Source organism: Microbacterium hominis, from assembly GCF_013282805.1.
Taxonomy (GTDB): domain Bacteria; phylum Actinomycetota; class Actinomycetes; order Actinomycetales; family Microbacteriaceae; genus Microbacterium; species Microbacterium hominis_B.
Genome location: NZ_CP054038.1, coordinates 2,075,572 through 2,089,313 on the forward strand (window position 1 = coordinate 2,075,572; position 13,742 = coordinate 2,089,313).

At 70.6% G+C, this 13,742-nt stretch carries 14 protein-coding genes; 4 read left to right on the top strand and 10 right to left on the bottom strand.

The genetic code is table 11. The features are described from left to right. Position 1 precedes the first annotated feature (1 nt). Entirely contained in the window at positions 2-766 is a 765-nt protein-coding gene (locus tag HQM25_RS09315) for an SDR family oxidoreductase (protein ID WP_172989981.1), read from the bottom strand. Between the two features lie 124 nt (positions 767-890). On the opposite strand from HQM25_RS09315, the gene HQM25_RS09320 reads away from it, so the two are divergent. The 4 genes from HQM25_RS09320 to HQM25_RS09335 all read left to right on the top strand — a co-directional run bounded on the left by HQM25_RS09320 (position 891) and on the right by HQM25_RS09335 (position 3,763). After that, positions 891-1,421 (top strand): NfeD family protein, encoded by a 531-nt coding sequence (locus HQM25_RS09320; RefSeq protein WP_172989982.1) that lies wholly within the window; start codon positions 891-893, stop codon positions 1,419-1,421. Beyond that, entirely contained in the window at positions 1,414-2,499 is a 1,086-nt protein-coding gene (locus tag HQM25_RS09325) for an SPFH domain-containing protein (RefSeq protein ID WP_172989983.1), read from the top strand. The genes HQM25_RS09320 and HQM25_RS09325 overlap by 8 nt, the downstream gene beginning before the upstream one ends. Further along, a complete protein-coding gene (locus HQM25_RS09330) occupies positions 2,486-3,280 on the top strand; it encodes a glycerophosphodiester phosphodiesterase family protein (protein WP_172989984.1) in 795 nt (264 codons plus the stop codon). The genes HQM25_RS09325 and HQM25_RS09330 overlap by 14 nt, the downstream gene beginning before the upstream one ends. A 108-nt stretch (positions 3,281-3,388) precedes the next feature. Then, on the top strand, positions 3,389-3,763 hold the full coding sequence (locus HQM25_RS09335) for an RNA polymerase-binding protein RbpA (RefSeq protein ID WP_172989985.1): 375 nt from the start codon (positions 3,389-3,391) through the stop codon (positions 3,761-3,763). A gap of 4 nt (positions 3,764-3,767) precedes the next feature. On the opposite strand, the gene lnt is transcribed toward HQM25_RS09335, so the two are convergent. The 9 genes from lnt to HQM25_RS09380 form a co-directional block, all read right to left on the bottom strand. Further along, a complete protein-coding gene (gene lnt, locus HQM25_RS09340) occupies positions 3,768-5,327 on the bottom strand; it encodes an apolipoprotein N-acyltransferase (protein WP_172991594.1) in 1,560 nt (519 codons plus the stop codon). A gap of 82 nt (positions 5,328-5,409) precedes the next feature. Next, positions 5,410-7,908, bottom strand: a complete 2,499-nt coding sequence (locus HQM25_RS09345) for a DEAD/DEAH box helicase (RefSeq protein WP_172989986.1) — start codon at positions 7,906-7,908, stop codon at positions 5,410-5,412. After that, on the bottom strand, positions 7,905-8,666 hold the full coding sequence (tatC, locus tag HQM25_RS09350) for a twin-arginine translocase subunit TatC (RefSeq protein WP_172991595.1): 762 nt from the start codon (positions 8,664-8,666) through the stop codon (positions 7,905-7,907). Before tatC ends, HQM25_RS09345 begins: the two co-directional genes overlap by 4 nt. Before the next feature lie 62 nt (positions 8,667-8,728). Further along, the gene (gene tatA / locus HQM25_RS09355) at positions 8,729-8,983 is read right to left on the bottom strand and encodes a Sec-independent protein translocase subunit TatA (RefSeq protein WP_172989987.1); all 255 of its coding nucleotides are present in this window, start codon (positions 8,981-8,983) and stop codon (positions 8,729-8,731) included. An 83-nt stretch (positions 8,984-9,066) separates the two neighbouring features. Continuing rightward, positions 9,067-10,026, bottom strand: a complete 960-nt coding sequence (locus tag HQM25_RS09360; protein ID WP_172989988.1) for a helix-turn-helix transcriptional regulator — start codon at positions 10,024-10,026, stop codon at positions 9,067-9,069. Then, positions 10,023-10,886, bottom strand: a complete 864-nt coding sequence (locus HQM25_RS09365; RefSeq protein WP_254359240.1) for a helix-turn-helix transcriptional regulator — start codon at positions 10,884-10,886, stop codon at positions 10,023-10,025. The genes HQM25_RS09360 and HQM25_RS09365 overlap by 4 nt, the downstream gene beginning before the upstream one ends. 191 nt (positions 10,887-11,077) lie before the next feature. Beyond that, complete coding sequence (locus HQM25_RS09370; RefSeq protein ID WP_172989989.1) at positions 11,078-12,040, bottom strand: FKBP-type peptidyl-prolyl cis-trans isomerase; 963 nt, start codon at positions 12,038-12,040, stop codon at positions 11,078-11,080. 25 nt (positions 12,041-12,065) lie between these two features. Then, positions 12,066-13,052 (bottom strand): tRNA (adenine-N1)-methyltransferase, encoded by a 987-nt coding sequence (locus HQM25_RS09375; RefSeq protein WP_172989990.1) that lies wholly within the window; start codon positions 13,050-13,052, stop codon positions 12,066-12,068. After that, a complete protein-coding gene (locus HQM25_RS09380; protein WP_172989991.1) occupies positions 13,049-13,732 on the bottom strand; it encodes an HAD family hydrolase in 684 nt (227 codons plus the stop codon). The genes HQM25_RS09375 and HQM25_RS09380 overlap by 4 nt, the downstream gene beginning before the upstream one ends. Positions 13,733-13,742: the final 10 nt, after the last annotated feature.

A 13,742-nucleotide genomic window follows, 5' to 3' on the forward strand; every position in this document is an offset into this window, starting at 1 on the left:
GTCACTCCCCCGCGAACGAACCGGTGTCGCCCACGAGGCGCGTGTTGTCGGCGGGGACCGGGTCGACGGCCGCCAGCGCGACCTCGGCGGCGAACTCCGACACGTTGTAGAGCTTTCCGGCCGACTCGCGTCGCGTCGCGATCGCGCCGGGGTTGGCGCGCTCGAGCAGCGTTGCGGTGATGGTTCCCTCGATCATGTCGCCCGAGACGACGACGAAGCCGATCCCGCGCTCCTGGAGGGCCGGGATGCGCTCGCGCAGCGCATCCTCGCCGGCGCGCTTCGACAGCGCGACCGGCTCGTACTCGGGCATCGTCGGGGTGGTGCGGATGAAGTGCGCCTGGTGGCTCGTGACGAACACGACGCGGGATCCGTCGCGCAGCACCGGCAGCGCCGTCTCGAGCACGCTGACCTGTGCGTCGCGGTTGAGCTGCAGGGCGTAGTCCTCCGCCATGCCGGACTCCATCCCGCCCGACGCGTTCAGCACGAGCACGTCGAGGCCGCCGAAGGTGCGCTCGACCTCGGCGAACATCGCCGCGACCGACTCCGGGTCGGTGAGGTCGGCGCCCACCACGAGCACCTCGACACCGAGCCCGCGCAGCTCGGCGGCCAGCTTCTCAGCCCGCGGCGCCTTGTTGCGGAAGTTGATGACGACGTTCGCGCCGGCCTCGGCGAGGTAGCGGACGGTGTCGGCGCCGATGCCGCGGGACGAACCGGTCACCAGGGCGGTGCGGCCGGCGAGCGAGCCGGGGGCGAGGGGCTGGGTCATGACGAACTCCTGAGAGGGTTGTGCGCGTGCGAACCCGCGCGGACACGGGCCCCTCGACCCTATCAATGGCCCCACGTGCGGGCTGGGGCTTGTAGGGTCGGAGCAGGGACGGGAAGGACGCGCGATGCTGCCGGATCTCACGGAGTACATGTGGATTCTCTGGCTGTCGCTGGCGCTGCTGTTCGTGATCATCGAACTGCTCACGCTGGAGTTCACGTTCCTGATGCTCGCGGTCGGCAGCCTCATCGGCGGACTCGGGGTGAACCTCCTCGGCGGGCCCTGGTGGCTGCAGATCGGCGCGGCGGCCGTGCTGTCGGCACTGCTGCTGTTCACCATCCGCCCTCTCCTGCTGCGTGTGCTGCGCAAGAGCTCGCGCGCGGTCGCGACGAACGTCGATGCCATCTACGGGATGGGCGGCCGCGTGGTGGCCCCCTTCGTCGACGGCGCCGGGTCGGTGAAGCTCGACAACGGCGAGACCTGGACCGCGCGACTGGGTGAGGATCTCGCCGACGGCGACGCGGGCGTCGGCACACGCGTGACCGTCTCAGCGGTGCTCGGGGCCACCGTCGAGGTCGCGCCCGCCGCCCGCCCCGCGCCCGCGGAACCGCCGCGCACGGACACGCCCCCCAAGGAGAGGACCACCGACGATGGTTGACATCGGCGCGTTCATCGGACAGATCTTCATCATCATCCTGCTGCTGGTCGTCGCGATCTTCGTGGTCGTGGTGATCTTCCGCTCCATCAGGATCATCCCGCAGGCATACGCGGGCGTCGTCGAGCGGCTCGGTCGCTACCAGCGCACGTTGCAGCCGGGACTGAACCTGCTGGTCCCGTTCATCGATCGGCTCCGCCCGCTCGTCGACATGCGCGAGCAGGTGGTCTCCTTCCCCCCGCAGCCGGTGATCACCGAGGACAACCTCGTGGTCTCCATCGACACCGTCGTGTACTTCCAGGTGACCGACGCGCGCGCGGCCACCTACGAGATCGCGAACTACCTGAGCGCCGTCGAGCAGCTCACCACGACGACGCTGCGAAACGTCGTGGGAGGGCTCAACCTCGAGGAGGCCCTCACCAGCCGCGACAACATCAACGGACAGCTCCGCCTGGTGCTCGACGAGGCCACGGGCAAGTGGGGTCTGCGCGTCTCCCGGGTCGAGCTGAAGGCGATCGACCCGCCGCACTCGATCCAGGACTCGATGGAGAAGCAGATGCGCGCCGAACGCGACCGGCGCGCCGCGATCCTCACGGCAGAGGGGTCGAAGCAGTCGCAGATCCTCGAGGCCGAGGGACGGCGTCAGGCCGAGATCCTCAAGGCGGAGGGCGACAAGCAGGCCGCGGTGCTGCGCGCGCAGGGCGAGGCGGAGGCGATCGAGATGGTTTTCGGCGCGATCCACCACGGCGATCCCGACGACAAGCTCCTCGCCTACCAGTACCTGCAGACGCTCCCCAAGATCGCCGAGAGCCCGTCGAGCAAGATGTGGATCATCCCGAGCGAGTTCACCGAGGCCCTGCGCGGCATCGGAGATGCGTTCGCCGGCCGGGCTCCGGCTCCCGATCCGTCCCGCGCCCCGTCGCCCCGCCCCCGTCCGTCGTCGGCAGGCGGCGCCGGCACGAGCGCGGCGGCCGAGGCGGTCGCGGCGGCACGCGAGGCCGCGTCGGCCGCCGACGACATCGCGTCGGAAGCGATGGCACGCACGCCCGGTCTGGGCGACGCCGCCGATGACCCGCGCTGAACCGGCGCGTGCGGCCCATCCGTGGTTCGCGGGCGAGCACCCGCGCGTGCTCGCCCATCGGGGCCTCGTTCCCGACCCGGGGGGCGAGGACATCGTCGAGAACTCCTTCAGCGCCGTCGCCGCCGCCCACGCGGCGGGCGCCGAATACGTCGAGTCCGACTGCCACCTCACGCGCGATGGAGTCGTCGTGCTCTTCCACGACGACGACCTCTCGCGGGTCACCGGAGACCCCCGGCGGGTGTCCGACGTCACGGCGCGCGAACTGTCGGTGCTGATGGCGCCCCGGGGCGGCCTGATCACGCTCGAGCAGGCGCTCGAGGCCTTTCCGACGGTCCGATTCAACCTCGATGTCAAAGCCGACGACGCCGCCGACGCCGTCGGCGCGGGCGTCGCGGCCCACCCTGATCGGGTGCTGCTCACGAGCTTCTCCGACGTGCGCCGCCTCGCCGCCCTCGAGGCGGTGCAGCGCGCGGGCGCGGATCGTCCCGCAACCTCCGCCGGCACCGCCACGATCCAGCGGCTGGTCGCGGCGGTGGCGATGCGCTCGGAGCGGGTCGCGGCGCGCGTGCTGCGCGATGTGGACGCCGTGCAGGTGCCCGAGCGCAAAGGCCGCATCCGCGTGGTCACGCCGCGGATGATCCACTACGCGCACGCCGCCGGCGTCGAGGTTCACGTGTGGACCGTCAACGACGCCGACGACATGCGACGCCTGCTGTCGATGGGAGTCGACGGCATCGTCACCGACCGCGCAGACGTCGCCCTCGAACTGGTCGCGCACTGACGCCGAGCCCGCTGGGCATCGGCTGTGAATGAGGCCGCGCACGGGCCCGTTCGGATGATGCGCACAGGTGGGTTCGTTATACCTGAACAGCGACGAGAGGACCACACAATGGCAGACCGCAGTCTGCGCGGCATTCGACTCGGCGCCCAGAGCCTACAGAGCGAAGAGGGCGTCGTGTTCCATGAGCGCGCACAACACATCTACTCGTGCACGTCCTGCGGACGTGACACCACCCTGACCTTCGCCGCCGACGCAGAGGTTCCCGAAGCCTGGGAGTGCCGCACGTGCGGCGCCGAGGCTCTCCTGCGCATCGGCGACGGCACCGCGACAGTCGACCACAGCGGTGACAAGACGCCCCGCAGCCACTGGGACATGCTGCTCGAGCGCCGTACGATCCCCGAGCTGGAGGAGCTCCTCGAAGAGCGCCTCGCTCTGCTGCGCGCCCGCCGCGGTGACGCCGCGACGGACAAGATCAGCGCCTGATCCGCTAAGCACCACGCTCGACGCCGGTCCCCGACGGGGCCGGCGTCTTCGCGTGCGCCCGGGAACGACGCCACGCCGTGACGCCGAGGAGTGCGAAGGCGACGACGCTCCCCCATCCCAGGACGAACTGGATGCCGCCCCCGGCCACCACGGCGGGGGTCAGCCCAGAGCGCAACGGCACATCGGTGAGCATCGCGCCCGCTTCGCCGGCGGGGAGTCCGTCGATCGTCGATCCGTCGGGAGCGATGACCTGGCTCGTGCCCACGGTCGAGAGGTTGACCACGGCGCGGCCCGTCTCGATAGCCCGCATGCGGGCGAATGCCAGCTGCTGGAGGTTCTCGTCGGTGTCGCGGAAGTCGGCATTGTTGGTCTGGAACATGTAGACCTGCGCGCCGTCGCGGGCGCCGTCCCAGATCACCGCGTCGTAGATGACGTCGAAGCAGATCGCCAGCCCCACACCCACCCCCTCGACATCGAAGAACGGCGGGTTCGTGCCGGGCGTGTACTCCCGCTGGATGAGGCCGATGAGGTCGGGCACGATCATCTCGTAGAACCAGCGATCGGGGACGTACTCCCCCATCGGCACCGGATTCGCCTTGTCATGCAGGGCGACCGCGCCCTCGCCGGCGACCCACAGCATCGACGTGTTGAAGGTGTCCTCGCCGCGGGTGGTCGCCGCGTTGACGATGAGCGGAGCATCCACCCGTTCGGAGAGCGCGTCGAGCACCGACGCGGTGGACGCGTTCTGGAGCGGATCGGAGTCGATGCCGCCCTCCGGCCACAGCAGCACGTCCATCTCTTCCCCGAGGAGGGGCGCGGTGGCCTCGAGCTGCGCGTTGAGCACCGAGTTGCGCTCGCGCTCGTCGAAGTATCCCGATGGACCGTTGCCCTGCACGGCGCCCACCCGGAGCGTGCCGGCTGAGGCTGTCGTCCACGCCGGCGTGACGAGCAGGACGACCGCGAGGATGGCGGCCGGCGCGGCGGTGCGCACATCCCGCACCCGGCGCGCACGCAGCCACTCGATGACCGCTGCCGAGAAGGCGACCATGAGGAAGGTGAGACCCGACACCCCGACCCACGACGCCAGGTGCGCGAGCGGACTCTCGGACTGGCTCATGCCGATGCGGCCCCACGGGAACCCCGTATACGGCCACGAGCCCATGAACAGCTCCCGTGCGGTCCACAGTCCCGCGATCAGCAGGGGAAGGAGAGTCAGCTGCGCCCATCGCGCGGGCAGCACCCGCGGCATCCAGCGATACGCCAGGGCGATGGGAATGGATCCGACCGCCAGGAACAGCGTCTCGATGCCGGCAAGGGCGAACCACGGGATGACACCGAGGTAGCGCGTGATCCACATGATGTGGATCAGGTGGAACGACGCGCCGAAGGCGAGCCCCGACAAGAGGGCGCCTCCGACGCCACGGCCGATGAGCGCCACGAGCGACATCCCGACCCCGACCACCGCGAGCGGCCACCAGCCGACGTCGGGGAACGACAGATCGAGCACCGCTCCTCCCGCGATGGAGACGAGCAGCGCTGCCCACAGGGGCAGCAGCGGACGCATGCGCGGAATCGGACTCGGCACGGATTCCAGCCTAGGCGGGTGCGCCGCCCGGTCCGGTCCCCCGCTCACCGCGACCACGGCGTCACACCGACGAGTACGCGACGATGCCGCGCCGCACCGCCTCGAGCGCCCTGCGGGCGGTCGAGGCGAGGTCGGGTTCGGCGACGATCGAGAGCTGGTCGAGCAGATCGATCGTCTGCTTGGCCCAGCGCACGAAGTCGCCGGCGGCCATGTCGGCATCGTCGAGCACCCGCTCCAGCGGCAGTCCGCGGGCCCAGCCGTACATGGCCTGGGCGAGCCCCGCCGCCACGGGCTCGGAGCCGGGCAGTCGGCTGTCGCGCTCGAGGTCGTCCAGTCGCTGCCACAGCTCCTGCGTCGACGCCAGCGCCCGACGGAACGCCCCGCGCGGCAGCGCGTGATCGCCGGGTGCGCCGTCGTCGCGCCGCGGCTCGTAGACCAGGCAGCACGCGAGAGCCGCGAGGGACGCGGCATCCACGTCGTTCCACAGTCCGAGGCGGAGGCACTCGGCGACGAGGAGATCGCGCTCGCCGTAGATGCGGCGCATGGTGCGGCCGGCGTCGGTGAGCTCTGCGCGCTCGCCGTCGAGCCGCACGTAGCCGAGCGCCGCGAGCACATCGATCACGCGGTCGAACACGCGCGCGACGGTGCCGGTGCGGGTCTCGATCTGGCGGCGCGTGCGGTCGATCTCGCGCTTGAGCTTCCAGTACCGCTCGGCCCAGCGGGCGTGGTGCTCCCGTTCGGGGCACTGGTGGCACGGGTGTCGCTGCATGCGCCGGCGCAGACCGCCGATCTCCCGCAGACGCTTGTCGCGCGTGGACCGAGATGCGGTGGCATCCTTGCGGTTGAGCTTCTCCAGGTCGCTGAGCTCTCGCCGGATCGAGGAGTACTCCGCGAAGTCGCCGCGATCGCACGTCATCGACTTCTCGTACCCGGCGAGCGACTCCTCCTGCTCCTTGACGCGGCGGGCGAGGCCGACCACCGCCCGGTCGGCCTGGAACTGGGCGAACGACGACTCCAGGATCTCGCGGGCCTGGGCGCGGCCGAACTGATCGATGAGGTTCACCGCCATGTTGTACGTGGGCCGGAAGCTCGAGTTGAGTGGATAGGTGCGTCGCGAGGCGAGCGCGGCGACCGCCTGCGGATCGACGCCTTCCGTCCACTGGATGACGGCGTGACCTTCGACGTCGATGCCGCGCCGCCCCGCCCTCCCGGTCAGCTGCGTGTACTCGCCCGATGTGATCGCGACCCGCGCCTCGCCGTTGAACTTCTCGAGCTTCTCCAGCACCACGGTGCGCGCGGGCATGTTGATGCCCAGGGCCAGCGTCTCGGTGGCGAACACGACCTTCACCAGCTTGCGCTGGAACAGCTCCTCGACCACCTCCTTGAAGGCGGGGAGGAGGCCGGCGTGGTGCGCGGCGACGCCGCGCTCCAGGTTGTCGAGCCACTCGTCGTAGCCGAGCACGGCGCGATCCTCGTCGAGGATGGTGCGCGTGCGATCCTCCACGATCGAACGGATCGTGACGCGCTCCTCGTGACTGGTGAGCCGGACTCCGCCCCGGCGCACCTGCTGCACCGCGGCGTCGCAGCCCACGCGGCTGAAGATGAAGAAGATCACCGGCAGGAGGTTGGCGCGCGCGAGCAGCTGCACGACATCGGGGCGGTCGAGGCGCTCGATGCGGCGCACGTTCGCCGACCGCACCGGCCGCTTGCCGCCCCGGTGCGGCCGGCGCGCCGAGGAACCGTATCCGTCCCGGTCCCGCGCGCTGCGCATCTGCTGCGCCTGGCGATTGCCCTGGTACGTCGGTCCCTTGAACGACCGGATGCGCATCAGCTCTTGATTGACCTGTGCCGTGGCCACTCCGGCGCGATCGTCGAACAGGGGCAGCAGATCACCGCGGACGAGCACATGCTGCTCCAGCGGGACCGGTCGCGTCTCCGAGACGATCACCTCGGTGTCTCCACGAACGGTGTCCAGCCAGTCGCCGAACTCCTCCGCGTTCGACACGGTGGCCGACAGCGACACGAGCTTGACGCTCGCCGGCAGGTGGATGATGACCTCTTCCCAGACCGCGCCGCGGAAGCGGTCGGCGAGATAGTGCACCTCGTCCATCACCACGTACCGCAGCCCCCGCAGGGCGGGCGAGTCCGCGTACAGCATGTTCCGCAGCACTTCCGTGGTCATCACCACGACGCGCGCGCTGCCGTTGATGTTGGTGTCGCCGGTGAGCAGCCCGACCTCGTCGGCGCCGTAGACCTCCTGGAGCTCTCGGAATTTCTGGTTGGACAGGGCCTTCATCGGCGTCGTGTAGAAGGCCTTGTCACCGGGCTCGCGCATCGCCAGATGCACCGCGAACTCGCCGACGATCGTCTTACCCGCGCCTGTGGGCGCGGCCACAAGCACGCTCCGCCCGTCTTCGAGGGCGCGGCATCCCTCGAGCTGGAACGGGTCGAGGATGAATCGCTGGCCCGCCGCGAAATCCGCGGTGATCGGATGGCTCCGATCCTGGCGCGCGCTCTCGCTCGCGCGCGCATAGCGCTCGGCCGGATCGGCCGCCGTCACTCGCCGGCCTCGGGCGGCAGGAACGCCGCCTCGCGCTTGGCCCGACGCCGATCGAACAGGAGGGAGATGCCGGCCGCCGCGAAGAAGAGCAGCATCATGATGCCGGCCAGCAGGAATGTCGTCGCCACATCTGCCGGCGGTGTGGCCAGCGCGGCGAACACGACCGAGACGATCACCGCGATGCGCCATCCGTGCAGGATCGCCTTGCCGGAGACGATCCCCGCGAGGTTCAGCGCGACGAGGAAGACCGGCAGCACGTACGCGACGCCCACGAACAGCAGCAGCTTGAACACGAAGTCGTAGTAGTACGACGCGTCGTAGAACGCGGCCGCACCATCGGGCACGAACTGCGCCATGAGGCTGACGATGTTCGGCATCACGTACAGTCCGGTCGCCGCGCCCAGGAAGAACAGGGGCACGGCGGCGCCGAGGAACCCGACCGTGTAGCGGATCTCCTTGCGGGTGAGTCCGGGCATGACGAACGCCCACACCTGCCACAGCCAGATCGGCGCCGACAGCAGGAGACCGATCGCGATGGACATCCGCAGCCGCAGGTCGAAGCCCGAGGTGACGGTGCTGAACATGAGCTCCACCTTCGCGCCCTCGCCGCGGTCGTCCGCGACCATGCGGATGGGCTCCGTGATCAGCGTCAGCACCGGATCGGTGATGATGAACGCCACCACCATGCCCACGACCAGCGCGATGGCGCCGATCATGAGGCGCTTGCGCAGCTCGACGAGGTGTCCGCCCAGCGACATGCGCTTGTCACGCCGCGGCGAGTCGGCATCCTCCACGCGCGGCGGTCCCGCCGTCACCACCCTCAGCTGCTTGCGCTGGGAGTGCTGCCCGCGTCGGGGCGAGCCTTCTCCGAAGCCTCGGACGTCGTCGGTGCCGGCTTCGCCGTCTCGGTGTCGCCCGTGCGGGCGGCGTCCTCGTCTTTCATCGCCTTCATCTCACCCTTGAAGACGCGTGCGGACTGTCCCATGCTCTTGGCCAGAGCGGGCAGCTTCGCCGCACCGAACAGGAGCAGGATGACGGCCAGGATCAGCAGCCACTGCCAGCCTTGAATGCCCATGGGAAAGTCCTTTCGAGGGGTTCGCCTTAGTGTAACCCCGGCCGAGGCGCGAGAGTCGTCACCCGGCGCCCGGCCGGTGAACGTCAGCGGTACTGCTCGAGTGCGGCTCGTGCCCATTCGGCCGCAGCCTGTCGCGCCGAGGCGGGCTCGAGGATCTCCACCAGTCCGCCGCGGCGCGCCGCGAGGCGGCGCAGCGCCGTCTCATCCGGCATCCGCATCGTCGCGACCGCGAACGCGCCGTCTTCCTCGATCGTCGCGCCGTCGAGGAACTCGCCCAGCAGCGGCGCGACATCCCTGGGGAAGCGGATGCGGGCGACCGCTCCGCGATCGCGATCGGCGAACCACGCCGGGACCTGCTCCTGGGCGTGGGTGATCGGGATGTCGGTGAGGGCGATGTCGCTGACACGGTCGAGATGGAACGTGCGCATCGCCTGGCGCAGGTGGCACCAGCCCTGCAGGTACCACTGGCCGCTGGCCACGTTGACCTTCACCGGATCGACGGTGCGCGTGGTGGGCGCCGCGTCGGGCGCCTTGTACGTGAACGACACGGCGACGCCGCTCGCGAGCGCCTCGGCGACCGTGATCCGCACATGGTCGACCGGTCCTGGGGCGACGATCACCTCCGCCGGCGTGCCCGACCCGCCGCGCGACAGCTTGGCCAGCAGCCCCTCGTAAAGGGCGGAGTCGCCGACCCCGGGGATGCTCCGCGCCAGCTGAAGGCCCGCCAGCAGCGCCGCGACCTCCCGCGCCGTGAGCCGCGGGACGCGCTCCAGGCCCACCGTGTTGGTGATGACGATGAGATCCTGCGTGTCGAGGAGGTCCCAGTCGATATCGAACAGGTCATTGGGCATCTGGTAGAAGCCGGCCTCGCCCGGGCGCCCGAGGATCGTGATCTTCTCGACCATCCCCCGCATCTGCTCCGGCTCCACCGCGAAGGCGTCGGCGGCTTCCGCGAGGGAGACCTCGCCCTTGCCGATGAGATACGGCACGAGCTGAAGGTAGAGGGCGGCACGGTCGACGGCCATCGACGGCATGGGACTCATGCGGCATCCCCCTCCGTGCGGGCGTTCGCCGCCGCCGCCGCTTCCAGCCGCGTCACGACGAGGTCGCGCAGCGTCGCGGGCTCGACGACCCGCACCTCGGGTCCGTACGAGGCGAGCTCGTCGGCGAAGATGTGCGCGTCGACGTAGGGCACGCGGATGCCCTGGTCCGCCGGAGCGGACCGCCGCCCCAGACGCAGCGCCGCCTCGGTGCCCGGATCGACCTCCAGCAGCGCGGACTGGCGCTGTGCCAGCTGCGCGAGCCCACGCAGCGCCCGCGCGCCCGCGCCCTCCACGAGTGCCGCGTCGAACGCGGTGCGGGTCGTGCGCACCGGGCCGACGATGCGCGAGAGCAGGAACGTGCGGTCGGCCTCCATGTCGATGTCATAGCCGTACACGTGCCAGCGCCCCTCGTATTCGAGCAGCGCGAGGGGCTTCAGATGGCGCGTGCGCGGCGCGGTGCCTCCGGGCATGAGGTAGGGGAAGACCACCACCTGCAGCCGCTCGATCGCCCGGTTGAGAGGGTCGAACGCCGCTTCGTTCACGGCGATGCGCGGGGCGAAGCCCTGGATCGGCTGGTCCACGGCGATCCCCAGCGCGCGGATCTTGCGCACGCCGCTGCGGGCGTCCTCCGACATCGAGCTCTCGCTCCAGACACCGCCTGCCAGGGTGAGCAGCGCCAGCTCGGCGGGAGTGAAGGAGATGTCGACGGGGAGCTCGTACTCGGCCGTGGGCACCCGGTAGCGCGCCTCGCGGAGGTCGTCGGGGTCGGCGGAGTCGCCGATGGTCTCGATCGGAACGCCCAGCCGGCGGAGATTCTCCTTGTCGCGCTCGAACATCTTCTCGAGCGCGTCCTTGCCCACTCCCGCGCCCGCCTGTTCGCGGTAGCCGGCGACCGACGCCAGGATCGTCTCCTTGGTCAGGCCCTGGTCGGTCGCCGTCAGGGCGACGACGAGGTTGACGAGCCGCTCCTCGGGGGACTCTTCGCGGGGGCTTTGGCGGGCACTCCCTCATCCTAGGACGGGGTCGCGGCCACGCCGGCGACCGGAGCGGATCAGGCGGCGGGCTCGTCGATGCCGAGGATGTCGATGACGAAGACGAGCGTCGATCCGGCCGGGATCGACCCCTGCTCCTGGTCGCCGTAGCCGAGCTCCGGCGGGACGACGACCATCACCTGGGAGCCGACGGTCTGACCCTCCAGCGCGGCGGCGAAGCCCGGCACGACGCCGTCGAGCTCGAAGCTGGCCGGCTCGCCGTCCCACGAGGTGTCGAACACCGCGCGGTCGGCCCAGGTCACGCCCGTGTAGTGGGCGCGCACCGGCGCACTGCCGTCGACGACGTCGCCGTCGCCCTTCTTGAGCGTCTGGATCACGAGCTCGTCCGGGGCATCCGCCTCGGGCATGATCACGCCCGGTCGGCCGTCGGGTGCGCGCACGACGGCGGGAAGGCCCAGGCCGCTGTTGAACTGAAGTGCGCCGTCCGCCTTCGGAAGGTAGAGCTTGCGGATGTCGACGACCGCGATCGCCGCGTCGTCCTCGGCAAGCCCCAGGCTCGCGGCGGTCTCGGCCTCGACATCGCCCGGCGCGAGCGCGATCGCCACGCGCGACCCCTCGGTGGCGCAATCGAGCGCCGTCTCGAAGCCCGGGAACGACTGCAGCCACTGCGACATCGACAGCACTCGCGTGAGGTCTCCGTCGTACGGGGTGGAGACGATCGTCTCGCCCGTCGAGCCGTTCACCAGGGTGACATCGATCACCCCGAGCTGGTCGTCGGAGGTGAGCGCGACCCCCTCGCCGGTCTCGACGTCCTCATACGCGGTCGCCTCGAAGCGCAGCGGCGTATAGGTGTCGACGCGGGCGGCCGCATCGGTGGAGCCCGACACGGAGATGAGCTCCATCGTCTCCGCGCCGGATACGGCAGGGCGTTCGCAGCCCGCCCCGGTGCCCGGAAGGGAGCACCCGGTCAGGCCGACGACGGCGAGGGCGATGATCGCGGAGGCAGCGGGGATCTTGCGCACCGGAACAGTCTAGATGCGCCGCACCTCAGTCCTGCGACGCAGCCTGCCGAGCGCCGTCGGCAGCCTTCTGCGCCTCGCGCACGCGCTTGCGGAGGTTCTTGTCGGTGATCTGGCGATCTCCGACGGCGCCGGGCGTCCACAGCTCGACATCCTCGTCGCCGTAGCTCGACTTGGACGCGCGTCGCTTGACCTCCGGCGGCACCGCGCCGGGGGCGAGCCGCCGCGCCCACACGAGGAATCCGGTGTGGGCGACCATGCGATGGTCGGGACGCACGGCGAGCCCCTCGACGTGCCAGCCGCGCACCATCGTCTCGTTGGCGTCGGGCTCGGTGAACAGCCCCGTGCCGCGGATGTACTCGGCGACCCGGCTGAGCTGCGTCGCCGTGGCCACGTAGCAGACCACCACGCCACCCGGAGTGAGGGCGTCGGCGACCACGTCGATGCACGCCCACGGCGCGAGCATGTCCAGCACGACGCGGTCGACGGATGCCGGTTCCACCGCGCCCGGGAGGGACTCGACCAGGTCTCCCACCACGACATCCCAGTTGCCGGGCTCGGCGCCTGTGAAGGTCTCGACGTTCGCGCGCGCGACCTCGGCGAACTCGGGCCGGCGCTCGAACGAGACCAGACGACCCTCGGCGCCGATCGCCCGCAGGATCCACAGCGACAGCGCGCCGGAGCCGACGCCGGCCTCGACCACCGTCGCGCCGGGGAAGATGTCCGCCTCCGCGAGGATCTGCGCGGCATCCTTCGGATAGACGATCGCCGCGCCGCGGGGCATCGACATGACGAAGTCGCGCAGGAGCGGCCGCAGCGCCAGGTACTCGTGCCCGCCGCTGTTGGCGACGACCGAGCCGTCCGGTTGGCCGATGAGGTCGGCGTGGCGCAGCACGCCGTGGTGGGTGTGCAGCTCGCCGTCGGCGCGGAGGGTCACGGTGTGCAGGCGCCCCTTGGGGCCGGTCAGCTGCACGCGATCTCCGACGCGGAAGGGGCCGCTCGGGCGCTGGGTCATCGGTCGTGCTCCTCGGTGCGGTGGGCGGCGTGGAAGGCCGCGATGTCGTGGGCCTGGCGCCCCTCCAGGGTCGGCCAGACGGCGTGCGCCCCGGCGCCCGCGACCGAGACCATGAGCGGCACGCCGATCACCGATGCGCCGGATGCCACGGCCGAGCGCAGCCCGTTGGGCGAGTCTTCGATCGCCACCACCTGGTCGGGGGTGACCCCGAGCGCCTCGCAGGCCTGCAGGTACGGGTCGGGGAAGGGCTTGGGTCGCGTCGCGTCGTCTCCGGCGATCACGACGTCGAAGGCCTCGAAGTCGATCAGGTCGACCACCGTCTGCGCCATGCGCCGCATCGACATGGTGACAAGGCCGGTCTTGATTCCCGCGGCCCGCAGGCTCCGCAGCAGCTCCTGAGCACCGGGGCGGAACGGCACGCCCTTGTCGGCGAGCTGTCCCATCACGTCGTCGGTGAGGTGATCGATGATCTCGCGCACGCCCATGCGCACGCCTGCCTCCTGGAAGATCCGCGCGGAATCCTCGAGTCCGAGTCCGACCAGGCCCAGGGCCTGCTCGTGCGACCAGGTTCCGCCGAAGCTCTCCACGAGCGGGGTCTCGGCGGCCATCCAGTACGGTTCGGTGTCGACGAGCGTGCCGTCCATGTCCCACAGGACGGCGGCGAGAGCGGGCGCATTCACCTGTCGATCC

Excerpts from the sequence above, each read along its gene's own strand:
- HQM25_RS09375 (WP_172989990.1), bottom strand. The coding sequence starts at position 13,052 with ATGACCCAGCGCCCGAGCGGCCCCTTCCGCGTCGGAGATCGCGTGCAG.
- HQM25_RS09315 (WP_172989981.1), bottom strand. The coding sequence starts at position 766 with ATGACCCAGCCCCTCGCCCCCGGCTCGCTCGCCGGCCGCACCGCCCTG.
- HQM25_RS09360 (WP_172989988.1), bottom strand. The coding sequence starts at position 10,026 with ATGAGTCCCATGCCGTCGATGGCCGTCGACCGTGCCGCCCTCTACCTT.
- HQM25_RS09320 (WP_172989982.1), top strand. The coding sequence starts at position 891 with ATGCTGCCGGATCTCACGGAGTACATGTGGATTCTCTGGCTGTCGCTG.
- HQM25_RS09335 (WP_172989985.1), top strand. The coding sequence starts at position 3,389 with ATGGCAGACCGCAGTCTGCGCGGCATTCGACTCGGCGCCCAGAGCCTA.
- tatC (WP_172991595.1), bottom strand. The coding sequence starts at position 8,666 with ATGTCGCTGGGCGGACACCTCGTCGAGCTGCGCAAGCGCCTCATGATC.
- tatA (WP_172989987.1), bottom strand. The coding sequence starts at position 8,983 with ATGGGCATTCAAGGCTGGCAGTGGCTGCTGATCCTGGCCGTCATCCTG.
- HQM25_RS09325 (WP_172989983.1), top strand. The coding sequence starts at position 1,414 with ATGGTTGACATCGGCGCGTTCATCGGACAGATCTTCATCATCATCCTG.
- HQM25_RS09330 (WP_172989984.1), top strand. The coding sequence starts at position 2,486 with ATGACCCGCGCTGAACCGGCGCGTGCGGCCCATCCGTGGTTCGCGGGC.
- lnt (WP_172991594.1), bottom strand. The coding sequence starts at position 5,327 with ATGCGTCCGCTGCTGCCCCTGTGGGCAGCGCTGCTCGTCTCCATCGCG.